The sequence below is a fragment of the Mesobacillus sp. genome, assembly GCF_047739415.1.
GTDB lineage: Bacteria > Bacillota > Bacilli > Bacillales > Cytobacillaceae > Mesobacillus.
In genome coordinates, this window is record NZ_JBIQOE010000160.1 from 1 (window position 1) to 22,923 (window position 22,923).

The following is a 22,923-nucleotide window of genomic DNA, read 5'->3' on the forward strand; positions in this document are numbered from 1 at the left end:
GGAGCCTTCGTCGGCGGCAATCCGATGCGCGTGATCTTCACAAAGGAAGAACTAGCCGAACGCTGGGCAGATGATGAGATTTATGGACAAGTACCAACAAGATGAGATTTACGGACAAGCTCCAACAAAATAAAGCGAAGCGGGATTGACTCCGCTTCGTTTTATTTTTGTTAAAATTTGGATGTGGTCGAAATAATGCGAAAAGTGGTCGATATAATTCAAAATGTGGTCGAAAAAATAAAAAATCCGCTGATATATTTCAAAAAGTGGCGATATATTTTGTTTTTCGCCAATAAATGAAAATCAGCAATCCTTATCGGGTTGTTTTCATTGGATTTAGCGAGAAAATTTCCAGACTTGGTCCATAAAATGTTACTCCATCTGTAAAGAGGCGGCCGGCAGCACAATATCGAGTGCTGCCGGCAACTATTATTCTCCATCAACGAATCTTCCATGCTCTGGAACTGCAATTTTATCAAATTCACGAACCAGCAAATCAAGACTCTTTTCCAGCTCCTCGCCTTCCATAGGCCGGCCGTGACCGGTTATCGCTCGGGCTGGATGCAGCGCGAACAAGTCTTCAACAGATTTCCTTGCTGCCGTCCAATCAGGTGTCAAATAGCGAGGCGGCCCGCTGATTTCTTTTTTCTGAGTAACAACTTTATATAATGACTCCTGTTTGACCGTGACAAACGCATCCCCGGCAATCAATGTACGGTCAGCTTCTCGGAAAAGCGAAATGTGGCCCGGGGTGTGTCCTGGAGTATGGACCCAGCGCCACCCGGCCATTTCAGGTACCGTTCCATCGAGCGGCAATGCTTTTACCCTACTTCCCAGTTTGATCGCTTCATTAGGATATAGTTTGGAAGCTTTGGCGAGCAGTCCTCCATCAACTGTTGGATCTGGTTCAGGATAGTTTTTCACACCGGATAAATAAGGCAGCTCCAATTCGTGCGCAAAGACATTCACATCCCATCGTTCAACCAGCTCGACAAGCGCCCCGACATGGTCAAAGTGACCGTGGGTCAGGATGATTGCTTTTGGAGGATTATTTTCGCCATACAGATTTTCCGCAGCCTGTAAAATTTCATCCGCTGATCTCGGCATACCAGCGTCAATCAAAACCCAGTGGTTCTGGGCGCCAGGCAGTCCGTAAAAACACACATTGACGATTTGGACATTCAAATAATGGACATCATTTGTTACCGCTTCCAGTTCACCGCTGTCAACAGATGTAACCGGAATGATTCTATCCTCCGCACTATTTTCCATCAAAATACCTCCTTTTCTTTGCAGAATATTTACCCTCTGCCCCTTTTTAAAAAACAAAAAGCGAAATGGGGGTGATAGGCCATTTCGCTTCTACTCATATGGAAATTCTGAATAACAATAAATCGTCTTGTCTGCATACTGATTTGCTTCACGGAAGGAGCAGGTCTTAATACCGATCTTCCTGGCGGGAATCAGGTCAGTGCTTTGGTCGCCGACAGCCAGGTCCAATCCATATCTGTCATGCAGGTACTTATATGCATGGATGTCTGGTTTTAACGAATAGCCATCATCGGCAGGACAAATCACTTCCTCAAAAAATTGCCCAAGATCCCAGTGTTCAAGCAGTTCTTCTGTTGAGCGCCGATTGCGATGGGTTACGAGGACATTTGCATCCGAGGCAGATAATACCTCTTTTACATACGGGAAAAGCGGTTTCCGGTCATTTGGCAATGTGCGTTCAATCTCACGGAATTCTTTTACTTTATTTTTATCGACACCATAAAATTCATATGCTGTACCATACTTCAAATGCGGCAGGACCTCTTCGTACGGCCGGTCTTTTTTCGCCATAATCATGAATGCCTCTACCAATGTCGGCCATGTATCAAGGATTGTCCCGTCAAGATCCCATAGTATTTTCACTGCCCAAGCCTCCTTAATATAAAAAAATGTATTGAGTTCATATCGAAAAATTGTCCAGCTTCAGCGCCTAGCCCCTTGAGTCGCTTGTCTTGCTGCGGCTCAGAACTCCTCGTGACGCTTCGGTCCGCCCGCTGAAGTCAATAAGCGACTTCATTGGTCGGCCCTCCAGCGCTTGTCAGGGCTGGGCAAGGCGCTTACGCTTTTCTAATTGCCACCATTCTACCAGCTCTTTTTTAAAAATCAAAACATGAAGAGCTTATGGTTGACGGATAATAGAATGAACGATAAACTACATATAACTTCATCTTGTTACCATATTAGCGAACTAAAGGATTTAGATAATTAAGACTCAGTTTATTTGGGTAGATAGATAAAAACACCAGCAACGAAGAGGGTGAAAACAATGAGCAGATTATTCATGTTTGAAAAGCCGCTTGGCATGCGGGATACACTTCCGGAATTATATGAAGCGAAGGAAAAAGTCCGCAGCTCAATTGAAAAAGAAATGAAGCGATGGGGTTTCCAATTCATTGAAACTCCGGCGCTCGAATATTACGAAACTGTCGGTACTGCCTCAGCGATCCTTGATCAGCAGCTGTTCAAGCTGCTGGACCAGCAGGGGCATACGCTTGTATTGCGCCCAGATATGACCGCACCGATTGCCAGGGTTGCGGCTTCAAAATTATTCAAAGACCAGCTTCCATTAAGACTGGCCTACTCTGCAAATGTCTACCGTGCCCAGCAGCGCGAAGGCGGCAGGCCGGCGGAATTTGAGCAGATTGGTGTCGAGTGTATTGGCGACGATTCCGTCAGCGCTGATGGCGAAATGATCTCACTGGCGATTTCCTCGCTGAAAAAAGCTGGGCTGGAACAGTTTCAGCTTTCTGTTGGGCATGTCGGCTTCGTCAACGAATTGTTCGTCCAGATACTTGGCACAGAGGAACGAGCCAGGGAGCTGACGAAATTTTTATATGAGAAAAATTATGTCGGGTATCGTGAGCATGTCAAAGCACTTCCGCTGTCTTCAATCGATTCACAAAGGCTACTGGCGTTCCTTGAACTGCGCGGGGGCCCGGAAGTGATCGATAAGGCATCCGAACTGGTCGAGAACGGAAAAGGCAGAGCCGCACTCAATGAATTGAAGCTGCTCTGGGAGATTATTGAAGACTTCGGAGAAAGCAGCCGGATCAAATTTGACCTAACGATTGTCAGCCACATGAGCTATTATACAGGCATTTTATTTGAGGTTTATGCTGGAATGGTTGGGTTCCCAATCGGCAATGGCGGCCGCTATGACAAGCTGCTCGAGAAATTCGGAAAATCGACCGGAGCAACAGGATTTGCGATCAGGCTCGACCGCCTGCTTGAAAGCCTCGGCGACCTGGGTGAACCTGAGCCTGTCACCTGCATTCTTTTCAGCCCTGAACGGAGAAAGGAAGCGTACCAGCTTGCAGCACAGCGCAGGGAAGACGGTGAACGGGTTATTCTCCAGGACATCAGCGCCGTCCGTAATCTTGATGCTTGCTCCGATACGTTTGCTAATGTCGTTTACCTAGTTGGGAAGGAGGGAGTGCAATGAATGAACAACTGACCATTGCCATGCCAAAGGGCAGGATTTTTACCGAGGCGGTTGAACTGCTGCGGAACGCTGGCTTTGATTTGCCTCCTGAATTTGATGATTCCCGAAAGTTGATTATCGATGTTGAAAAAGAAAATTTCCGCTTCATTTTAGCGAAGCCGATGGATGTGGCTACATATGTTGAACATGGTGTCGCAGATCTCGGGATTGCCGGAAAGGACGTCCTGCTTGAGGAAGAACGGGACGTGTATGAGCTGCTTGATTTAAAAATCAGCGGCTGCTATCTTGCTGTTGCGGGACTTCCGGACACAAAAATGAATGATGTCGCCCCAAAAATCGCAACGAAGTACCCGAATATCGCTGCTGCCTATTTCCGTGAACAGGGCGAGCAGGTAGAAATCATTAAATTGAATGGGTCAATCGAGCTTGCTCCATTAATCGGGCTAGCCGACAGGATTGTCGACATCGTTTCAACAGGAAGGACCTTGAAGGAAAATGGTCTCGTGGAGTACGAAACGATTACAAACGTGACTTCGAGGCTGATAGTCAATCCAGTCAGCTACCGGATCAAGGATGAGCGGATCAGCGAGCTGGTCAAAAGGCTGAACGAAGTGATATAGATTGTGAATCTGAAAGGATTTGATTCTCTATGGAAATTTTTCAAATAGATGGAAGTTTGTCACTCAAACGGAGTGTTGATGGCGGAACGGAAGAGCAGCGCAAAGCCGTACAGAACATTATCGCGGAAGTCAGGGCTTCCGGTGACCATGCGCTCAGGACTTTTACCGAAAAATTTGATTCCGTGCCGCTTGATGTATTTCTGGTGACTGAGAATGAAATTTCAGAAGCCTATAAAATGGTCAGCAGTCAGCTCGTGGACATCATCACTGAGGCAGCTGCCAATATACGTAAATACCATGAAAAACAGCTGCGACCTTCATGGATGACGACAGAGGAAAACGGCACAATGCTGGGCCAGAAAGTGACGCCGCTTGATTCAGTCGGTGTCTATGTGCCTGGTGGAACGGCTGCTTATCCTTCCTCGGTTTTAATGAATGTCATCCCGGCAAAAACAGCCGGTGTCGATCGGATCGTCATGGTTTCTCCGCCTGGCCGGGACGGAAAGCTTCCGGCAGGCGTGCTCGTTGCCGCTGATATTGCCGGGGTAAAAGAAATCTATAAAATCGGCGGGGCTCAGGCGATTGCCGCCCTTGCATATGGAACGGAAACAATCGAACCCGTCGATAAAATCACTGGTCCGGGAAACATTTATGTCGCACTCGCTAAGCGTGAAGTATTTGGCGATGTCGCGATTGATATGATCGCTGGACCAAGCGAGATTGGCATCCTCGCTGACGAAACAGCCCGTGCCAATGAAATTGCGGCAGACCTGCTTTCCCAGGCGGAGCATGACCCGCGGGCGTGTGCGGTTCTAGTAACCACATCACGTACTCTTGCTGAAGACGTACAAAATGAAGTGTATAAGCAGCTTTCGCAACTGCCGAGAAAAGACATCGCCACAGAAGCAATCGAAAACTTCGGGGCGATTTATGTGGCAGCTGATATGGATGAGGCCGTTGCCGCAATCAACCAGCTTGCACCGGAGCATCTTGAAATCGTCACGGAGAATCCGATGGAACTGCTCGGTAAAATAAAGCACGCCGGCGCGATTTTCCTGGGGAGATACAGCTCAGAGCCTGTAGGTGATTACTTTGCCGGACCGAACCATGTCCTGCCAACGAATGGGACAGCGCGCTTTTCAAGCCCGCTCGGTGTCGAGGATTTCCAAAAGAAATCTAGCATCATCCTTTACAGTGAGAAAGCGATGAACGACAATGGTGAAAAGATCGCCGAGTTTGCAAGGCTTGAAGGTTTGGAAGCCCACGCCAGAGCTGTGGAAGCAAGACTAAAATCGTAATGAAAGTTGATGGAGGGAAAGCTGATGGAACGAACCGCAACGGTGAATCGATATACGAATGAAACAAGGATAGATTTGGATTTTAGCATCGATGGCGAAGGAAAAACGACACTTGAAACAGGAGTACCTTTTCTTTCTCATATGCTCGATTTATTCGCGAAGCATGGCCAGTTTGATTTGAAAGTAGATGCGAAGGGCGATGTTGAGGTGGATGGCCACCATACAACTGAAGATATCGGAATCTGTATCGGACAGGCGCTTCGCGAAGCACTTGGTGATAAAAAGGGGATCAAACGCTACGGAAACGCCTTTGTCCCAATGGATGAGGCCCTGGCGCAGGTCGTCGTCGATCTTAGCAACCGCCCACACCTCGAAATGCGCGCAGAATTACCTGCCCAGCAGGTTGGCACTTTCGATGTCGAGCTGGTCCACGAATTCTTGTGGAAGCTTGCACTTGAAGCAAGAATGAACCTGCATGTCATCGTCCACTACGGAAAAAATACTCACCATATGATCGAAGCGGTATTTAAAGCTCTTGGCCGAGCGCTTGATGAAGCGACGACCATTGACCCCCGCGTAAAAGGCGTTCCGTCAACGAAAGGGATGTTATAAGGGGTATCTACGTTCTAAGGTAGGGATGTTGTAAGGGAGCGGTAAAACGTAGTACGTGTTGCAAGAGACGTTCTACCGAAAGAAGTACCCGAACTCTGTAAAAGGAAGGAAGTTAACTCATGATAGGCATCGTCGATTACGGCATGGGCAATCTGTTCAGCGTCAGCAAAGCGCTCGAACGGCTTGAAGCGCCATACTTTATCTCACAATATAAAGGCAATTTGATGGAAGCAGATGCACTGCTCGTCCCTGGCGTCGGTTCATTCCGTGATGCGATGGAAGTATTGGACCGCACAGGCTTGACGGAAATGATCCATGCTTTTGCCGCTACTGGCAAGCCTGTGCTCGGAATCTGCCTGGGCATGCAGCTGTTGTTTGAAGAAAGCACGGAAAATGGCCTGACGAAGGGCTTGAACCTGCTGCCTGGAAAAGTGGAGCGTTTTACCGGACAGACGGCAGAAGGGGAAAACTATAAAGTTCCGCATATGGGCTGGAACAAACTTCGTTTTACCGGAGAGTCTCCTTTACTCACATCACTTGAAGAAGATTACGTGTATTTCGTCCACTCTTATTATGTAAAAACGAATGAGCCGAACGTGCTGGTGGCAGTCGGCGATTATTATGATGTTGAGGTGCCAGCCATCGTTGGCAGGAACAATATTTACGGAATGCAATTCCATCCCGAAAAAAGCAGTGATATCGGGATGGCACTGCTCCGCAATTTTGCCAACCTTGCAACAGAAAGGAAGACAGACCAATGAAATTCACTATCTATCCGGCAATCGACATGCGCGGCGGAAAATGCGTAAGGCTGCTGCAAGGTGATTATGACAAGGAAACGGTTTATGGAGATTCTCCTTTTGAAATGGCGAAAACATTTGCTGACGAAGGTGCTGAATGGATTCACATGGTCGACCTCGACGGAGCAAGAGATGGCAGGCGGGTCAACGACAAATTTGTCATTCAGGCTGCACAGGAGCTTGGTGTGAACATTCAGATTGGCGGCGGCATCCGCAGCGAAGAAGATATCAATCACTATCTTGATAACGGCGTCAACCGTGTCATCATTGGCAGCATTGCCGTTTCCAACCCGGAGTTCGCTGAGGAAATGGTCAGGAAATACGGTGCGGAAATTGCCATAGGCCTTGACGCGAAAAACGGCTTCGTTGCGACACATGGCTGGCTGAATACTTCAGAGGTAAGTGCTGTGGAGCTTGGCAAAAGGTTCGCCGACGCCGGTGCGGAGACTTTCATTTTTACCGATATTGCAACAGACGGCACGCTTGCAGGACCGAACGTCGAGGCAACCCGTCAGCTCGCTTTGGAAACGGGCAAAAGCGTCATCGCTTCTGGCGGTGTCAGCTCGCTTGATGACTTGGCCGCTCTTAGGAAGTTGAGTGGTGATGGTGTCAGCGGAGCGATCGTCGGCAAAGCCATTTACGAAGGCCGCTTCTCTGTAAAATCTGCACTGGAAGCGGGGGATGTCTGATGCTAAGCAAACGGATCATTCCCTGTCTGGATGTAAAAGAAGGACGCGTCGTAAAAGGAGTGCAATTTGTTCAGCTCCGCGATGCCGGCGACCCCGTTGAGCTTGCCCGTTTTTACGATGAGCAAGGAGCCGATGAGCTCGTTTTCCTTGATATATCCGCTTCCGTTGAAGGAAGGAAGACAATGGTCGAGGTTGTCAGGGAAGTAGCGTCAGAGCTGGCAATCCCGTTCACAGTCGGTGGGGGCATCAACACGCTAGAGGATATGAAGAGAATGCTTCGATCAGGTGCTGATAAAGTGTCCTTGAACACCGCAGCTGTCAACAATCCGAAATTGATCGCTCAAGGCTCCGATTTCTTTGGTGCCCAGTGCATTGTCGTCGCCATCGATGCAAAATACGACCCGGAACTAGGGTCATGGCGCGTTTACACCCATGGCGGGCGAACGCCAACACAGTGGGAAGTCATTGAATGGGCAAAAGAGGCTGTCCGTCTTGGAGCAGGGGAAATCCTGTTGACAAGCATGGACAGTGACGGCGAAAAGAAAGGTTTTGATCTGGCATTGACACGTGCCGTGAGTGAAGCGGTCACTGTCCCGGTCATTGCCTCAGGCGGCGCCGGAAACGCTGACCATTTTACCGAAGCATTTAACGAAGGAAAAGCGGATGCTGCACTGGCTGCATCGATTTTCCACTATCGTGAAACCTCTGTAAAAGAAGTAAAATCCCACCTCCGTGAAAAAGGAGTGACAGTACGATGAAAATAGAAGAGTTGAAGTTCGATGACAATGGCTTGATTACTGCAGTCGTCCAGGATGCCGCAACACTTGAGGTCCTGACTGTTGCTTACATGAATAAAGAATCCCTGGATAAGTCACTTGAAACGCGAGAAACTTGGTTTTACAGCCGTTCCCGCCAGGAACTCTGGCACAAAGGCGCAACGAGCGGGAACACCCAGAAAATCGTCGAGATGAAATACGACTGTGACGGAGACGCACTTGTGGTGCTCGTCAAACCAGCCGGACCAGCATGCCATACCGGCGCCGTCAGTTGTTTTTCGGAAAATCTTCTGGAGAATTTGGCTGATAGCTGTTCTTCAGAAAATCAGATGGCGCGTTCCACTGATCAGCTCGCCTCATTGAGTGATTTTACCGTCATGCTCGAGCTGGAAAAAACAATCCGTGAGCGCGAACAGGAAATGCCGGAAGGCGCCTACACCACCTACCTATTTGAAAAAGGCGTCGACAAGATTTTGAAAAAAGTCGGTGAAGAAGCATCGGAAGTCATCATCGCCGCCAAAAACCGCGATCCCGAAGAATTGAAGTGGGAAGCCGCAGACCTGCTCTACCACCTGATGGTCTTGCTGCAGGAACAAAAGCTGCCATTAAAAGAAGTATTGTCAGTATTGAATAAAAGGAAGAAACCCAGCGCAGAAGAATAGTATTGCGCTGGGTTTTTCTTGTATTTAGGCTGCCGTGAATAGCATTTAATCAAAGAAGCTTTTTCCCGGAAAGTAGGTTCGTCCTTTGGTTGTGCCGTCAAACGTCAAATTCATAGAAGCTAACAGCCGTTTCGCAGTTGAAGGAGATCCGACTTTCGTGAATTCGCGGAATTGCTTGCTAGTAATAGAAGGGCCATAAATAAGAAAATAATCTTTCAATGCCTGAATATGGGCATCTGCAGATTTATGTCCGCAGCCTTTGCAAGTCCATTTCCCCTGACGGTAGTCCATACCGAATGCCTCGCAGGCAGGGCACTGCACACCCGTATTCATTCTATCAAATGGGAGGTTCATTGATTTTGGATCTGGAATCAACGGTTCATGTGCCTTAATTAAATGTCTGGCGAGTCTCTTCATGTCATTTTTTGAGAGATGGGACTGGGTATGCTTTTTGTAAAAAGGAGGGATTTTAAAGGCGACATTCGCTGACCTGAAAACTCTATAACTGACTTCCTTGTCATTGGTTGGATTTTTAATGATGGCCTGCGTATTACTAATCGCGACAAGATTTTCAATTGGTAGAGGTGTAACATGATGCTTTTTAAGAAATGCTTTTAACTGGGATGCCTGGATTTTTGTTTGAAGGATCGGATCGGGAAAAACTTCCTCTATATCGTTTTGGACTCTTATTAATTGATTGAATTCTGGAAGGAAAATGAGTGTTCCTGCGTAATTTTTGGAATCGATAATGAGGAGAAAATAAGGAGTAATAATGAGGGTATCAATTTGGAAGTGGGTATTGTTGATCGGGATTCTTAAATCGTACAAAATAAACATTTCAGAGTGGTCAACTTGCTCTAAATAGTAATCCAGCGTCTTTTCTCCTTTGTAGCCTGCCCGTTTTCGGTAAAGTTTCTTCTCGAAATCCGCTTTTTTGAAGTCATCATGAGGAAAACGCCTTACTATGGCTTCTAAAATCATGATTTCTTTAGGATATTCTCTTGTTTTGCCTATCAAGTTCTATCACTCCTAAATATTTTTACTGTTGTATTCGATTTCATCACTGAAAATTCCTTCTTGTTAAGTGGGATATAAATTTATTGGCGAAAATTAAATTAATTCGACCACTTTTTGAATTATTTTGGCGGATTTTTAATTTATTCGACCACATTTTAAGATAATTCGACCACTTTTCCCAATAATTCGCCAACAGCTAAAAAACCACACTTTTTAACCAACTGGATACATCCACAAATCACATTTTCAAATCCACACCTTCTCGAACACTCTGTCCGTATGTTATACTACATTAGTTAAAGTTGCTTCGATATAACACTGTATGTGTATTCTTATACAATTCTAAGGTTCAAAGGATATAGTTTTACTAAAATATAAATGGAGGATCACATGGGAAAAGACTCTAAAGCGATGAAGCAAAAAGGTCAATTGCTGTCATTTGTTCCTACTGGTGAATATTACTTCACCAAAGGGGTCAAGGCTTTCCACAGGCGGGACCTAAAAAAGGCTGAAAAGTATTTCCAGCGTGCGATGCACCTTGAGCCAGGCGAACCGATGATCGTTTGCCAGCTGGCGATCGTGCAGTCGGAGCTGGGTGAATATCAGCAGTCTAACCGTCTTTTGCACTTGGTCCTCGAAGAACTGGATGAAAACATGGCGGAATGCCATTATTTTTTAGCGAATAACTACGCTCATTTAGGCTTGTTCCGGGATGCGTTCAGGCATGCTAATCTTTATTTAGAATTGAATGAAGACGGTGAGTTTGCCGAGGATGCAAACGATCTGCTTGAACTTCTCACGATGGAAGCGGAAGAGATGGATGAGGATTATTATGAAGAGGATGACTTGATCGTCAAGCAGGAGGAAGCCCGCAATCACCTGGAATCTGGCGAGTTTCCAAAGGCGATCGAGATCTTCCAGGAGGTCATCGAGGAGTATCCTGAATACTGGTCAGCCTACAACAATCTGGCCCTCGCATATTTTTACCTTGGCGAAACTACCAAGGCCCGTGACATCCTGAATGATGTTCTCGAACAGAATCCCGGCAACCTGCATGCATTGTGCAATGCCCTCGTGTTCGCGCATTATCAGGGACAGGAGAAAGAAGGCCAGGATCTTAAGGCCTCTCTTGAAAAAATCCATCCGATCCACGTGGAGCACCAGTTCAAGCTTGGTGCCACGTTTGCGCTTGTCGGCGAATACGAACTGGCTTACCGCTGGCTGAAAAAGCTGCAAAAAACAGGTTTTGAAGGTGACGGTGCTTTCTATTACTGGCTGTCTCATGCTTCTTATTTTACCGGCAGAGAAAATACAGCACGTAATGCTTGGAAAAAGGTACTCGAGTTCAGTCCTGAAAAAGAGGGAATGGAGCCGTGGGCAGACAAACCGGGCATCAAGTTCGAAGCGCAGGTTTCAGCCATTCTGAACCAGCTGAACAGTGATTATCCAGAGGAACGCCTTTTTGCGTTATTCCTCACATCTGTATCCGCGAAAAAGAAGGAAATTCTCGCAGCAGAGACATCAACGGATAAGATGACGGAAATGGAAAAATCATACCTTTCATATGTAGCTTCCGGCAAACTAAGCAGCAAGGAAGAGGAAGTAAAGGGCGCGCATGAAACAGCAAAGCTCCTTTATGACCACCACCAGCCAATCGGCAAAAATGAAGCTGGGGTCTACATCATGTGGTTCTCGGTATTTGAACAGGCAGCTGAGGCTGGCTATGACTTCAAAAATAAAAAAGCATGGGCCGCAGCGGTTGATTATCTCTGGGATAAGCTAAGAAATATCAAAACATCAAAAGCGGCAGTCGCAAAAAAATACGGATTGTCTGTATCCACGCTGTCCAAATATATAAATTTGGCAAACGAGTTTCTTCAGGAAGAAGACAGCATCTAAAAGGGTAAACTAAGTCTGTGATCAGCAGACGAGGTTTACCCTCTTTTTATTTTGACAATTAAGTGAACAGGGATCTTTATTAAGCATATTTTTGGACTATGCGCTTGCTGTTTTATAGGATATGTTTAGGAAGGAAATACTATCTTGGATGAAAATAATAGGGGATTTTGATAAAAGGAGTTGTACACCATGTCAGAAGAGAAAATTTATGACGTTATTATCATCGGTGCCGGGCCGGCTGGAATGACGGCTGCTGTTTATACTTCACGTGCGAACTTGTCGACACTGATGCTTGAACGCGGCGTGCCGGGCGGACAGATGGCCAATACAGAAGAAGTTGAAAACTATCCAGGCTTTGACCATATTCTTGGACCTGAGCTTTCAACTAAAATGTTCGACCACGCGAAAAAATTTGGTGCAGAATATGCTTACGGTGATGTAAAAGAAGTCATCGACGGCAAAGAATATAAAACAATCAAGGCTGGCAACAAGGAATACAAAGCGCGTTCCATCATCATCTCTGCTGGTGCAGAATACAAGAAGCTGGGTGTTCCTGGCGAGCAGGAGCTTGGCGGCCGCGGTGTTTCTTACTGTGCGGTTTGTGACGGCGCATTCTTCAAAGGCAAAGAACTTGTTGTTGTCGGTGGCGGAGATTCAGCGGTCGAAGAGGGTGTTTACCTGACTCGCTTCGCTTCAAAAGTAACAATCGTTCACCGTCGTGATGAGCTTCGTGCGCAAAAAATCCTTCAGGACCGTGCATTTGCGAATGACAAAATTGATTTCATCTGGAATCACACTGTCAAGCAAATCAACGACAAAGATGGCAAAGTTGGCAGCGTCACGCTAGTTTCGACACAAGATGGCGCGGAAAAAGAATTCGCGGCAGATGGTGTGTTCATCTACATCGGAATGGTTCCATTGACAAAGCCATTCGAAGGCCTTGGCATTACGAACAGCAATGGCTATATCGAAACAAACGAACAAATGGAAACGAAAGTCCCAGGTATTTTCGCGGCTGGCGACATCCGTGAAAAAACACTTCGCCAAATTGTTACAGCAACAGGCGACGGCAGTATCGCAGCGCAAAACACTCAGCATTATGTCGAAGAATTGATGGAAGAATTAAAAGCAAACGCATAATATTAATGCCAAACCCGCTGGATTTGATTCAGCGGCTTTTCCAATACAATGGCAAAAACAGCATGTTTCGGGATAAATTAACAAACCGTAATTATTTATTAATTCTCCTGTAACAGTAGTGAAACAATCATGGGGTATTATAGGAGTAGAAATTGACCCCCTTTTAAAAATATAATCCTTTGACGGCACAGGTTATCCTGTGCTCTTTTTTTTACATAAAAATGAAACAGGCCTTAGTAAAGGATTATAACACCACTCGTAAGTTAGATTTTGAATCTGCATTTTCCGCTTACTTCTTAACAAAAATATCATCTTTGTATTCATTGTGGCGAAAAACTAAAAATAGTATAATGGAAAGAATAAAAGTTGAGCTAATTTGCAGGACTGCTTTTTTCAGAATGCTGCTTTTTTGATTTAGATTAGAATCGAAAAACAGCAGCCATTTCTGTGTAAAAAACGGCAAAGCATACGAAGATGTTTAAAAGCCTAGTTGGCCTACATATAAAGAGGTGGATTTGATGCAGCGAGTAACGAATTGTGTTTTAGTAAAAGATGATAAAATTTTGCTGCTGCAAAAGCCGCGCCGAAATTGGTGGGTGGCTCCAGGCGGAAAAATGGAACCAGGAGAAACCGTGAAGGATTCATGTGTCAGGGAATTTCGCGAGGAAACAGGAATTTACCTGAGAAATCCCCAAATCAAAGGGATTTTCACATTTGTCATCAAGGAAGATGATCAAGTCGTGTCCGAGTGGATGATGTTCACGTTCTACGCGACTGAGGCAGATGGAATCAATCTCGAGGAATCAGAGGAAGGCACGATTTCCTGGCATGAGCTTGACGACATCAAAGACCTGCCAATGGCAGCGGGAGATTATCACATTCTGGAATATATGGTCCATGGACAAGGAATTATCTATGGCACTTTCACTTATACACCGGATTTTGAGCTGATCAATTACAGGCTCGATCCAAATTGATAAATAACTTAAATTGCAGGGGGAAAGAGAAATGAGTACCGGTTCAAGCACTGATACCCAGCTCGTGATTATAACAGGTATGTCTGGCGCAGGTAAAACTGTCGCTATCCAGAGCTTCGAAGACCTTGGATTTTTCTGCGTCGACAACCTGCCGCCAACATTGCTGCCGAAATTCCTTGAGTTAATGAAGGAATCTGGCACGAAAATGAACAAAGTGGCACTCGTCATGGATTTGCGCGGTCGCGAATTTTTTGACTCACTATTCAAAGCGCTGGATGATCTAGCGGAAACTTCTTGGGTGACACCGCAGGTATTGTTCCTTGACGCAGATGATTCCACTCTTGTGCGCCGCTATAAAGAAACGAGGCGCTCACACCCGCTCGCTCCGTCAGGATTGCCGCTCGAAGGCATCCAGCTGGAACGAGAGCTTTTGGAAGAGCTGAAGGGCAGGGCGCAGCTTATTTATAAAACAACGGGCATGAAGCCTAAGGATCTACGTGAAAAAATCCTTGAGGAGTTCTCGGTGAACAAGAAGACGATTTTTACCGTCAATGTCATGTCCTTCGGTTTCAAGCATGGAATACCAATCGATGCCGATCTTGTTTTCGACGTCCGCTTTTTACCGAACCCGCATTATATCGAACATATGCGGCCGAAAACTGGTCTTGATGAAGACGTGTCGACATATGTTTTAAAATGGAACGAGACGAGCAAGTTCCTAGAAAAGGTGACGGATTTGCTCAGTTTCATGCTCCCGCATTATAAGCGGGAAGGAAAAGCTCAGCTCATCATCGCCATCGGCTGCACAGGCGGCCAGCATCGTTCCGTGGCATTGGCGGAACACATCGCCAAGTTTTTCGAAAAAGATTACCATACCCGTGTAACTCACCGTGATATCGAGAAAAGGCAGGGACATATAAAATGATGAATGATGGATTGCCAAGAATCGTCATCATCGGGGGTGGAACGGGCCTCCCAGTCCTGTTGCGGGGGTTGAAAAAGCACCCTGTCGACATCACTGCGATCGTCACTGTTGCTGATGACGGCGGCAGTTCCGGCCGGCTGAGGGAGGATATGCAAATTCCTCCGCCGGGTGATATCCGGAATGTCCTTGCTGCACTTTCAGATGTGGAGCCACTGATTGAAGAGATGTTCCAGCACCGGTTCAATACAGCCAATGAATTGTCCGGCCACTCGCTCGGCAATCTGATCCTTGCGGCGATGACGTCGATCACCGGCAATTTTGTCCACGCGATCCAGGAAATGAGCAAGGTCCTGAATGTGCGCGGGAAAGTGCTGCCGGCGGCAAACAGGAGCGTCATGCTGAATGCCGTGATGGAGGACGACAGTATTGTCAGAGGAGAATCCAAAATTCCATACTCAGGAAAAAGGATCAAAAGAGTCTTTTTGAATCCAGAAGGCGTGAAACCATTGCCTGAAACGCTCCAGGCGATCAGGGAAGCTGATTTGATTGTGATCGGGCCTGGCAGTTTATATACAAGCATCCTGCCTAATTTGCTTGTTAAGAGACTTGGCAAGGAAGTTTGCAAAGCGACGGCACGCAAGGTATATATCTGCAACCTGATGACCCAGGCAGGGGAAACACATGATTTTGCTGCCAGTGATCATATAAAAGCGATATATGACCATATGGATTGTGCTTTTATCGATACGATCCTTGTCAATAGTGAGACAATCCCGCCGGATGTTGAGCTCCGCTATAAGGAAGAGCTTGCCCAGCCTGTCCACTTTGACCTTGACCGGCTGATGTCTTTGGGAATTGAAGTCGTCCAGGATGAAATCGCTGAGCTCGATGGCAATGTCATCAGGCATGACACAAAAAAAGTCTCGGAAATTTTATATTCTATGATAATAGATGAAACCAAAAAGAGATATAACGCGTAAATATAGGATGCAAGCGTTTGTCTCTTCTTGAAAACGTGCTTTTAAGTGCATTAAGCGTTAAAAGCACTTCCGAAATAAAATAAAAAACGGCTGCTGCGCTTGCTGATTTACAAGAGTGACAGCGCTATATAAACAGGGGGGTGAGAAGGTGTCGTTCGCTTCGGAAACAAAAAAGGAACTCACGAACATTGACGTGAAGGGCTGCTGCGCTGACGCGGAACTGTCCGCTTTAATCCGGATGAATGGTTCCCTTTCCTTCTCAAATCGCAAACTCATCGTAGACATACAGACTGAAAATGCCGCGATTGCCAGGCGGATCTATACCTTAATCAAAAAGAGTTATCAGGTACAGGTGGAGCTGCTGGTGCGTAAAAAGATGCGGCTGAAAAAGAATAATGTTTATATTGTCCGCCTTAAGGAATCTGCCAGAGAAATTCTGGAGGATTTGAAGATTATTGGAGAAGGCTTTGAAATTATCCATGAAATTTCACCTGAACTGGTGAAGAAGAAATGTTGTAAGCGTTCTTATTTAAGAGGGGCCTTCCTTGCAGGAGGTTCTGTGAACAATCCTGAAACGTCTTCCTATCATTTGGAGATTGCCTCCATGTACCAGGAGCATAATGATTCATTATGTGAGCTGATGAATACATTCGGGCTCAACAGTAAAACGCTTGAGCGGAAAAAAGGCTTCATCACCTATTTGAAGGAAGCGGAAAAAATCACTGAGTTTTTGATCATTGTTGGTGCGTATAATGCGCTGCTGAGATTCGAGGATATCCGGATTGTCCGTGACATGAGGAACTCGGTTAACCGACTCGTGAATTGTGAAACAGCTAACTTGAATAAAACTATTGGCGCTGCACTTAGACAGGTAGAGAATATCCGCTTCATCAGGGATACGGTCGGCCTGCAAATTTTACCGGATAAACTGAGAGAAATCGCTCAGCTTCGTGTCGACTACCAGGATGTCACGCTTAAAGAGTTGGGCGAGATGGTAAGCGGCGGAACGATCAGCAAATCAGGAATCAATCACCGGCTGCGAAAGATCGATGAAATAGCAGATAAACTGCGTGCCGGACAAATTACAAATAAATAGAGGGTTAGAGGAGGAAAAGCAATGGTGGAAAAACAGGTCCAAGTAAAATTAAAAACTGGTCTACAAGCTCGACCTGCAGCATTATTCGTGCAGGAAGCAAACAGGTTCTCATCTGATATATTTCTCGAGAAGGATGGAAAAAAGGTGAACGCGAAAAGCATCATGGGATTAATGAGCCTTGCCGTAAGTGCTGGCGCATCTGTGAACCTGATCGCTGAAGGCCATGATGAAGAAGAAGCAGTGGAAAAGCTGGCTGAATACATCCAGAAAGAGAACTAATTCTTTTTAAAAAATATAGCCCAATAAAAAAACTCGCTCCTGTTAAAGAGCGAGTTTTTTGTTATGAAAAATTGCAGATAAGAAATGTCCAGCTTCAGCGCCTAGCCCCTCGAGTCGCTTCGGACCGCCCAACGAAGTCAAAGAACGACTTCATCGGTCGGCCCTCCAGCGCTTGTCGGGGCTGACCAAGGCGCTTGCGCTTTTCTTATTTATCTTTCTTTTCTTCAAGTACGTTACGAGTGATGATCTGGTCAACAAGACCATATTCCTTAGCGCGCTCAGCTGTCATGAAGTTGTCACGGTCAGTATCTTTCGCGATGACTTCAAGCGGCTGGCCAGTGCGCTCAGAAAGGATTGTATTCAACTTTTCACGAAGGAAAAGAATGCGCTTTGCAGCGATTTCGATTTCTGTCGCCTGTCCCTGAGCACCACCCAGTGGCTGGTGGATCATGACTTCTGCGTTCGGAAGGGCAAAACGCTTGCCTTTTGTACCAGCAGCGAGCAGGAATGCACCCATTGAAGCAGCCATACCGATACAGATTGTTTGCACATTAGGCTTGATGAACTGCATAGTATCGTAGATTGCCATGCCGGCAGTGATGCTGCCGCCCGGGCTATTGATGTAGATGGAGATGTCTTTTTCCGGATTTTCAGCTTCCAGGAAAAGCAACTGGGCTACGATAGAGTTGGCAACATTGTCATCGATTGCGCTTCCCAGCATAATGATGCGATCCTTTAAAAGGCGGGAATAAATGTCATATGCCCGTTCGCCCCGATTCGTTTGTTCAATAACTGTAGGAATCAAGTTCATGTTTGTTTTCCTCCTTTAACGTAAAGATCTTTTTGCTGCACTTTTTAAAAACAGTTGCTGCCTCAAAAAGGCATTTGCTTACTTCTAAAAAGGCAAATTGCAGGCTGGCATAAACTGGTTCGCTTGCCAGAACACCTATGTAGTTTTATGATACACGCATGGTCAATAAAGGTCAAACGAATCGCTTGATTAGCCTGCAGAAACTGTTCGACAATAATGTATATTCCAATTTACTGTACCGTATCCATCTTACCCAAGAATGTCTTTTTTAAACAAGAGCAACGCCTGACATTCCAAAAAATCCTCCTTGCAAAGCGAGTAAACTTACCCTATAATAGGTAAGCGTAACGCTAACTTGAAACATGCCCTCGTGGTGCAACGGATAGCACGTAAGATTCCGGTTCTTGAGATGTGGGTTCGATTCCTGCCGAGGGCGTCATAAAAATCCCGCTGAGCTAATAAAAGCTCAGCGGGATTTTTTTTGCAACAAAGATACGTGGATTTTCCTATTACTTTCAAATTGGTGTATACGGCTAGGTGCATTCACCTAAACAAGCATCCCCCTCCTTTCATAGAGTAATAGAGAGGTGCATATTCACCTCAAAAATTAATGAAAGGAAGATGTAAATGCCACATTTTAATTTATTGCAGCAATTTCCGGAAGGCTGCTTTGAGCCGGAAACCATCGATGGCTTCGTTGTGACATTAGTTGATGTTGAGCGGTTCGGGAGCGGCTATCGTTGGATTTACCGAATTGATAACATCGATGCTCCTAACGCATTGAGTGACTGGGTACTGGCAATCGAGGAGCCATGCCGCGATTTCATCGGTGATGCTTATATCACACCTACTTTCCCGAGCGACGAAGAGCCGCCAGAACTAGAACTGTATGCAGGTATTGAAAACCCGGGAACTGCTCCTGATCCGTGTCCAGAAGATTCACCCTGCAGTCCAGGAGAACAGGTTGTTGGATTTAAATTCGATGATTTAGGTACTGGAAACCAAGGTGAATTGGACCCTGGTGAATCCCAGCTATTTGCCTTCGTATTCAACCAGCCGCCGATTGCCATAGAAGCGTGTGCTGCGTTGAAGTTCGGTGATAACGAAGCTTGCGGGCTGATTTGCGTTCCTGACTGTATCGAGTGTCCAGATGCTTGCGAATGCGGAGAGGATACTTTTAACTGTCTTTTCGATTTTCCAGAAACTTGCTTTACCTTACCAGTTGATGTGACTGTTGATGATGTATTAAGCGGCTTCTGTATTGGAGAGGTAAGTGATGTGACGACGGAGGTTTGTCAAGGTGTGGCAGAAGTTTTTGTTTGCGACCAGACTTTGATTTGCTGTACCGATGTCCAAAGATATTCTCGCACGGCAACGTTCCAGGTACAATTGAACCTGCCTAAAGTAGGTGATTGTGGAGATCCGGTTTTTGAATGCTGCTTCCAGGAGGTTACAGTAACTCAGAATTGCTTTACATGTATTGGAGACCTGGCTCCTGAGTTCCCAGAGTTAACATGCGACAATGTCAGCATTGAAATCAATTCAATCACAGAAAATCCACAAACAGGAGATGTGACAGTTAATTACACTATTGTCCTGCCTGAATGTATAGAAGGAACGCCAACACCAGTAGTTCAGCAACCAACTACTCTGCGCAATACCCAATCCACAAACAAACCAGCTGTAAACAACTCTCTTAGACGCAGAAGATAACAATGATTTTTAGGAAGGCAGTGGAGGCATAAAGAAGACTCTAAATTTGCTGCCTAAAACCTCTTGTCCGATTGGGCGAGAGGTTTTTTTGTCGAAGGTAATGTGATACCAAATTCTTTCCATACACCAAAGCCTGTTTATCATGTAAAATGAGTGCAGGGGTGATTTGGATGGATTTGAAAGCTGGTTTATGGCAAAAGCAGACATTAAAATTGGCGATGACCCAGGAGCTGACTCAGGCAATTGCGCTCTTGCAATACTCAGCGCAGGAGCTTGCGGCATTTCTTGAAGCTAAATCAATGGAAAATCCCCTGTTGCAAGTAGACTTTAAAAACATTTCCCACTTTGATGCCAGTATGGACCGTACGCGAAAAACGAGAAAAAAGACATTTGAACGGGACCAGAAAAACTTGATTGAGCAGATTGGCGCTGGGGCGGGTGACACGCTCGAAGACTATCTACTTTCTCAATTAAACTTGTTAAAAGCGTTGCCTGAAGAAAAATTGATTTTACAAGTATTGATTGAAAACATAGATGAAAACGGTTACTTAACCCTCGAAAGAGAAAACCTTTTAAAAAGATTCGGTGTGGATGAAGAAGTTATTGATTCAGCTTTTTTTAAACTCCAATCGCTGGACCCTGCCGGAATCGGGGCATATGATCTCAAAGAATGCCTGCTGCTTCAATTGTCTAGGCAAAAGCGCACGCCTGAAAACGAACTGGCAACAACAATTATCCGTGACCATTTCATGCTTTTTGCCGAGAAAAAGTGGAAAGCACTGGCGAAGATGCTGAATATCGATGTCAAGGAAATCCAAAAAGTCCATGACGATATCCAGCAGCTAAATCCGAAACCCGGTGCAGCGTTCCAGAGAGAGAAGCCTGCCTACATCGTTCCTGATGTGGTCGTCAAACGTGAAGGCGATGAACTCTCGGTAAGTGTGTTCGATGTGTTGATTCCTAAGGTCTCTTTTAATGAAGGATATTTTCGGCAGCTCTCTGGACATAAGGATCCTGAAGTGAATAAATTCCTCCAGGAAAAGCAGGGGGACTACCAGTGGATCCAGCGCAGCCTTGAACAAAGGAAAGAAACGCTACTGAAAGTATCGATGAAAATCATCGAGAAACAGCAGGATTTCTTTTTGATCGGACCTGCGCATCTAAATCCGATGACGATGAGGGAAGTTGCCGATGAGCTTGAAATCCATGAATCGACGGTAAGCCGCACTGTCCGTGAAAAATATTTGCAGACACCAGCCGGCACCTATGAATTGAAATCATTTTTTACAAGTGCAGTCCAGACAACGGAGAACGACCAGGCTTCATCGCAAAAAGTAAAAGCAGCAATAGAGCATTATATAAAAGAAGAAGATAAAAAGAAGCCTATATCAGACCAGAAACTTGTGGAAATGCTAGAGGAACAAGAGGGGATGGTCCTATCACGCAGAACCGTCGCGAAGTACAGGGACCAGTTGGGCATTCCATCATCCTCGAAGCGGAAGAGATTCGATTAGAAAATGGAAATCATTTTCCGATTTGCGAATAAAATGTGTTTATTTGCGAATAAACCTTCTGGATTTGCGAACAATTTTATTTTTTTGCGAATAAAGTACCTTGATTGGGGATCAAAAGTCCTTTTTAGCAAATAAAGTACCAGAATTTGCGAATAACCACCAAAGTGGGGCGAAGGATACAAGTATAAGGAGATCAATATGAAAAAAATAGTCAAACTCTATTCCCGGCCGCGCTGCCATTTGTGCGAAACAGCACGTGAAATCCTGGAAGAACTCCAGCAAGATTGGAATTTTACAATAGAAGAGATCAATATCGACCTTGATGACGAGCTTGTCGAGAAGTATGGAATCATGATTCCGGTCATTGAATTGGACGGCGAAGAGCTACAATACGGGATAATTAACAAAAAGTTCATAAGTGAAGCGTTTTCACGAAAAAACCTTGAGTTTAGAAGTTGATTAAGGTTTTCACTCCTGTTAGAATGAAATCTGTAGCAGGGGTGATTTTTTTTACCGCGAGTGGGACATAATATGTCTTAGCGGGACATTTTAAGTCCAACGCTGGAAAAGGAGAATATCAACATGGACTTTTCGCTCATTGATATTCAAAAAAGAATATTGCCCGATTTATTGCAAGTTATGCAAAAACGTTACCTCATCCTCCAATACATAAATGTGATGCAGCCAGTTGGCAGGAGAAACCTTTCAGTAAGCCTGAATTTGACTGAACGGGTTTTGCGTTCTGAGGTAGAGTTTTTGAAGGAACAGAATCTGATCTCGATGTCTGGTCAGGGAATGACACTGACCAAAGAGGGAAAAGATATACTGGAAAGTCTTGATAGTGTAATGCGAGACATGATGGGTATAGACAGACTAGAGCGCCAGCTTCAGGAACGCATGGGGATCAGGAAAGTGATTGTTGTCCCAGGGGATAGCGACCAGTCGCCATGGGTGAAAAGTGAGCTTGGGCGCGCGACAGCACATAGTATGAAAAATCTTCTTCAAAGCAAAAATATAATTGCTGTGACCGGAGGTTCGACTATGGCGGCTGTGGCGGAAATGTTGACACCCGACTTCGGCGAGAAGGATTTGTTGTTCGTGCCGGCAAGGGGCGGAATTGGCGAGGACGTCAAGAATCAGGCAAACACGATTTGCGCGATCATGGCGGATAACACGAATTCACGCAACAGGGTCTTTTATGTTCCCGACCAGGTCAGCAGCGAAGTCTACAAAACCTTCATCAAAGAACCGCTGATTTACGAGGTGTGGAATTTAGTTAAATCAGCAAGCATGGTTTTACATGGTATTGGAGACGCTATTACAATGGCGGAACGTCGCAATACCAGCCCGGAGGATTTACATAAGATCCTCGATGGAAAAGCAGTTGGCGAGGCTTTCGGTTACTATTTCAACGAAGCCGGGGAAATCGTCCACAAAGTGCTGACGATTGGTCTCCAAATGGATGATCTCAAAAATGTAGGTGATGTCATTGCAGTTGCCGGCGGAGCGTCAAAGGCAAAGGCAATCAGAGCCTATATGAAGCAGGCACCTTCCTCAACGATCCTGATCACGGATGAAGGCGCCGCTAAAACATTGTTACAAGGGTAACACCTTAATATAAA

The 22,923-nt window shown here is 45.7% G+C and carries 23 protein-coding genes and 1 tRNA gene; 20 read left to right on the plus strand and 4 right to left on the minus strand.

Going from position 1 to position 22,923, the window contains the following annotated elements:
- Nucleotides 1-429 precede the first annotated feature (429 nt).
- Together ACH0QE_RS12470 and ACH0QE_RS12475 are read right to left on the minus strand one after the other, a co-directional pair.
- A complete protein-coding gene (locus ACH0QE_RS12470; protein ID WP_415800970.1) occupies nucleotides 430-1,272 on the minus strand; it encodes an MBL fold metallo-hydrolase in 843 nt (280 codons plus the stop codon).
- A 90-nt stretch (nucleotides 1,273-1,362) separates the two neighbouring features.
- On the minus strand, nucleotides 1,363-1,914 hold the full coding sequence (locus ACH0QE_RS12475; protein ID WP_415800971.1) for an HAD family hydrolase: 552 nt from the start codon (nucleotides 1,912-1,914) through the stop codon (nucleotides 1,363-1,365).
- Nucleotides 1,915-2,317: 403 nt separating this feature from the next.
- Between ACH0QE_RS12475 and ACH0QE_RS12480 the strand changes: the two genes are divergently transcribed.
- The 8 genes from ACH0QE_RS12480 (at nucleotide 2,318) to hisIE (ending at nucleotide 8,950) form a co-directional block, all read left to right on the plus strand.
- Nucleotides 2,318-3,493: an ATP phosphoribosyltransferase regulatory subunit gene (locus ACH0QE_RS12480; RefSeq protein WP_415800972.1), complete on the plus strand. Its 1,176-nt coding sequence runs from the start codon at nucleotides 2,318-2,320 to the stop codon at nucleotides 3,491-3,493.
- Nucleotides 3,490-4,113, plus strand: coding sequence for an ATP phosphoribosyltransferase (gene hisG, locus ACH0QE_RS12485; protein WP_415800973.1), 624 nt, complete (start codon nucleotides 3,490-3,492; stop codon nucleotides 4,111-4,113). The genes ACH0QE_RS12480 and hisG overlap by 4 nt, the downstream gene beginning before the upstream one ends.
- A 29-nt stretch (nucleotides 4,114-4,142) precedes the next feature.
- The gene (gene hisD, locus ACH0QE_RS12490) at nucleotides 4,143-5,411 is read left to right on the plus strand and encodes a histidinol dehydrogenase (protein WP_415800974.1); all 1,269 of its coding nucleotides are present in this window, start codon (nucleotides 4,143-4,145) and stop codon (nucleotides 5,409-5,411) included.
- 24 nt (nucleotides 5,412-5,435) lie between these two features.
- Nucleotides 5,436-6,023: an imidazoleglycerol-phosphate dehydratase HisB gene (hisB, locus tag ACH0QE_RS12495; protein ID WP_415800975.1), complete on the plus strand. Its 588-nt coding sequence runs from the start codon at nucleotides 5,436-5,438 to the stop codon at nucleotides 6,021-6,023.
- A 119-nt stretch (nucleotides 6,024-6,142) separates the two neighbouring features.
- Nucleotides 6,143-6,784, plus strand: coding sequence for an imidazole glycerol phosphate synthase subunit HisH (gene hisH / locus ACH0QE_RS12500; RefSeq protein ID WP_415800976.1), 642 nt, complete (start codon nucleotides 6,143-6,145; stop codon nucleotides 6,782-6,784).
- On the plus strand, nucleotides 6,781-7,512 hold the full coding sequence (gene hisA / locus ACH0QE_RS12505; RefSeq protein WP_415800977.1) for a 1-(5-phosphoribosyl)-5-[(5-phosphoribosylamino)methylideneamino]imidazole-4-carboxamide isomerase: 732 nt from the start codon (nucleotides 6,781-6,783) through the stop codon (nucleotides 7,510-7,512). Before hisH ends, hisA begins: the two co-directional genes overlap by 4 nt.
- Nucleotides 7,512-8,270: an imidazole glycerol phosphate synthase subunit HisF gene (gene hisF, locus ACH0QE_RS12510; RefSeq protein ID WP_415800978.1), complete on the plus strand. Its 759-nt coding sequence runs from the start codon at nucleotides 7,512-7,514 to the stop codon at nucleotides 8,268-8,270. The genes hisA and hisF overlap by 1 nt, the downstream gene beginning before the upstream one ends.
- Nucleotides 8,267-8,950: a bifunctional phosphoribosyl-AMP cyclohydrolase/phosphoribosyl-ATP diphosphatase HisIE gene (gene hisIE / locus ACH0QE_RS12515; RefSeq protein WP_415800979.1), complete on the plus strand. Its 684-nt coding sequence runs from the start codon at nucleotides 8,267-8,269 to the stop codon at nucleotides 8,948-8,950. The genes hisF and hisIE overlap by 4 nt, the downstream gene beginning before the upstream one ends.
- A gap of 45 nt (nucleotides 8,951-8,995) precedes the next feature.
- Here hisIE and ACH0QE_RS12520 read toward each other — a convergent pair whose 3' ends face one another.
- Entirely contained in the window at nucleotides 8,996-9,967 is a 972-nt protein-coding gene (locus ACH0QE_RS12520; protein ID WP_415800981.1) for a nuclease-related domain-containing protein, read from the minus strand.
- A gap of 390 nt (nucleotides 9,968-10,357) precedes the next feature.
- On the opposite strand from ACH0QE_RS12520, the gene ACH0QE_RS12525 reads away from it, so the two are divergent.
- The 7 genes from ACH0QE_RS12525 (at nucleotide 10,358) to ACH0QE_RS12555 (ending at nucleotide 17,263) form a co-directional block, all read left to right on the plus strand.
- On the plus strand, nucleotides 10,358-11,866 hold the full coding sequence (locus ACH0QE_RS12525; protein WP_415800982.1) for a tetratricopeptide repeat protein: 1,509 nt from the start codon (nucleotides 10,358-10,360) through the stop codon (nucleotides 11,864-11,866).
- Nucleotides 11,867-12,055: 189 nt separating this feature from the next.
- Nucleotides 12,056-13,006, plus strand: coding sequence for a thioredoxin-disulfide reductase (trxB, locus tag ACH0QE_RS12530; RefSeq protein WP_415800983.1), 951 nt, complete (start codon nucleotides 12,056-12,058; stop codon nucleotides 13,004-13,006).
- Between the two features lie 518 nt (nucleotides 13,007-13,524).
- The gene (locus ACH0QE_RS12535) at nucleotides 13,525-13,983 is read left to right on the plus strand and encodes an NUDIX hydrolase (protein ID WP_415800984.1); all 459 of its coding nucleotides are present in this window, start codon (nucleotides 13,525-13,527) and stop codon (nucleotides 13,981-13,983) included.
- A 31-nt stretch (nucleotides 13,984-14,014) separates the two neighbouring features.
- Nucleotides 14,015-14,908, plus strand: coding sequence for an RNase adapter RapZ (gene rapZ, locus ACH0QE_RS12540; protein ID WP_415800985.1), 894 nt, complete (start codon nucleotides 14,015-14,017; stop codon nucleotides 14,906-14,908).
- Nucleotides 14,905-15,888, plus strand: coding sequence for a gluconeogenesis factor YvcK family protein (locus tag ACH0QE_RS12545; RefSeq protein ID WP_415800986.1), 984 nt, complete (start codon nucleotides 14,905-14,907; stop codon nucleotides 15,886-15,888). Before rapZ ends, ACH0QE_RS12545 begins: the two co-directional genes overlap by 4 nt.
- 148 nt (nucleotides 15,889-16,036) lie before the next feature.
- Nucleotides 16,037-16,984 carry a DNA-binding protein WhiA gene (gene whiA, locus ACH0QE_RS12550; protein WP_415800987.1) on the plus strand — a complete coding sequence of 316 codons (948 nt, stop codon included), beginning with the start codon at nucleotides 16,037-16,039 and terminating at the stop codon, nucleotides 16,982-16,984.
- 21 nt (nucleotides 16,985-17,005) lie between these two features.
- Nucleotides 17,006-17,263, plus strand: a complete 258-nt coding sequence (locus ACH0QE_RS12555; protein ID WP_415800988.1) for an HPr family phosphocarrier protein — start codon at nucleotides 17,006-17,008, stop codon at nucleotides 17,261-17,263.
- A gap of 205 nt (nucleotides 17,264-17,468) precedes the next feature.
- Here the strand turns inward: ACH0QE_RS12555 and clpP are convergent, their stop codons facing one another.
- Nucleotides 17,469-18,074, minus strand: a complete 606-nt coding sequence (gene clpP, locus ACH0QE_RS12560) for an ATP-dependent Clp endopeptidase proteolytic subunit ClpP (RefSeq protein ID WP_041967466.1) — start codon at nucleotides 18,072-18,074, stop codon at nucleotides 17,469-17,471.
- Nucleotides 18,075-18,438: 364 nt separating this feature from the next.
- Between clpP and ACH0QE_RS12565 the strand changes: the two genes are divergently transcribed.
- From ACH0QE_RS12565 to ACH0QE_RS12585, 5 genes are all read left to right on the plus strand, one after another.
- Nucleotides 18,439-18,510, plus strand: a tRNA-Arg gene (locus ACH0QE_RS12565).
- Between the two features lie 191 nt (nucleotides 18,511-18,701).
- A complete protein-coding gene (locus ACH0QE_RS12570) occupies nucleotides 18,702-19,787 on the plus strand; it encodes a hypothetical protein (protein ID WP_415800989.1) in 1,086 nt (361 codons plus the stop codon).
- A 170-nt stretch (nucleotides 19,788-19,957) separates the two neighbouring features.
- The gene (gene rpoN / locus ACH0QE_RS12575; protein ID WP_415800990.1) at nucleotides 19,958-21,301 is read left to right on the plus strand and encodes an RNA polymerase factor sigma-54; all 1,344 of its coding nucleotides are present in this window, start codon (nucleotides 19,958-19,960) and stop codon (nucleotides 21,299-21,301) included.
- Nucleotides 21,302-21,499: 198 nt separating this feature from the next.
- The gene (locus ACH0QE_RS12580; protein ID WP_415800991.1) at nucleotides 21,500-21,760 is read left to right on the plus strand and encodes a glutaredoxin family protein; all 261 of its coding nucleotides are present in this window, start codon (nucleotides 21,500-21,502) and stop codon (nucleotides 21,758-21,760) included.
- A 123-nt stretch (nucleotides 21,761-21,883) separates the two neighbouring features.
- Nucleotides 21,884-22,909 carry a sugar-binding transcriptional regulator gene (locus ACH0QE_RS12585; protein WP_415800992.1) on the plus strand — a complete coding sequence of 342 codons (1,026 nt, stop codon included), beginning with the start codon at nucleotides 21,884-21,886 and terminating at the stop codon, nucleotides 22,907-22,909.
- The last annotated feature ends 14 nt before the right edge of the window (nucleotides 22,910-22,923 follow it).

Bases quoted from the DNA above. Each gene is read 5' to 3' on its own strand.
- hisD (WP_415800974.1), top strand. From the start codon at position 4,143: ATGGAAATTTTTCAAATAGATGGAAGTTTGTCACTCAAACGGAGTGTT.
- ACH0QE_RS12585 (WP_415800992.1), top strand. From the start codon at position 21,884: ATGGACTTTTCGCTCATTGATATTCAAAAAAGAATATTGCCCGATTTA.
- hisA (WP_415800977.1), top strand. From the start codon at position 6,781: ATGAAATTCACTATCTATCCGGCAATCGACATGCGCGGCGGAAAATGC.
- hisG (WP_415800973.1), top strand. From the start codon at position 3,490: ATGAATGAACAACTGACCATTGCCATGCCAAAGGGCAGGATTTTTACC.
- rapZ (WP_415800985.1), top strand. From the start codon at position 14,015: ATGAGTACCGGTTCAAGCACTGATACCCAGCTCGTGATTATAACAGGT.
- trxB (WP_415800983.1), top strand. From the start codon at position 12,056: ATGTCAGAAGAGAAAATTTATGACGTTATTATCATCGGTGCCGGGCCG.
- ACH0QE_RS12555 (WP_415800988.1), top strand. From the start codon at position 17,006: ATGGTGGAAAAACAGGTCCAAGTAAAATTAAAAACTGGTCTACAAGCT.
- hisB (WP_415800975.1), top strand. From the start codon at position 5,436: ATGGAACGAACCGCAACGGTGAATCGATATACGAATGAAACAAGGATA.
- ACH0QE_RS12525 (WP_415800982.1), top strand. From the start codon at position 10,358: ATGGGAAAAGACTCTAAAGCGATGAAGCAAAAAGGTCAATTGCTGTCA.
- ACH0QE_RS12535 (WP_415800984.1), top strand. From the start codon at position 13,525: ATGCAGCGAGTAACGAATTGTGTTTTAGTAAAAGATGATAAAATTTTG.
- hisIE (WP_415800979.1), top strand. From the start codon at position 8,267: ATGAAAATAGAAGAGTTGAAGTTCGATGACAATGGCTTGATTACTGCA.
- hisH (WP_415800976.1), top strand. From the start codon at position 6,143: ATGATAGGCATCGTCGATTACGGCATGGGCAATCTGTTCAGCGTCAGC.
- ACH0QE_RS12470 (WP_415800970.1), bottom strand. From the start codon at position 1,272: ATGGAAAATAGTGCGGAGGATAGAATCATTCCGGTTACATCTGTTGAC.
- rpoN (WP_415800990.1), top strand. From the start codon at position 19,958: ATGGATTTGAAAGCTGGTTTATGGCAAAAGCAGACATTAAAATTGGCG.
- ACH0QE_RS12480 (WP_415800972.1), top strand. From the start codon at position 2,318: ATGAGCAGATTATTCATGTTTGAAAAGCCGCTTGGCATGCGGGATACA.
- ACH0QE_RS12570 (WP_415800989.1), top strand. From the start codon at position 18,702: ATGCCACATTTTAATTTATTGCAGCAATTTCCGGAAGGCTGCTTTGAG.
- clpP (WP_041967466.1), bottom strand. From the start codon at position 18,074: ATGAACTTGATTCCTACAGTTATTGAACAAACGAATCGGGGCGAACGG.
- ACH0QE_RS12580 (WP_415800991.1), top strand. From the start codon at position 21,500: ATGAAAAAAATAGTCAAACTCTATTCCCGGCCGCGCTGCCATTTGTGC.
- hisF (WP_415800978.1), top strand. From the start codon at position 7,512: ATGCTAAGCAAACGGATCATTCCCTGTCTGGATGTAAAAGAAGGACGC.
- ACH0QE_RS12545 (WP_415800986.1), top strand. From the start codon at position 14,905: ATGATGAATGATGGATTGCCAAGAATCGTCATCATCGGGGGTGGAACG.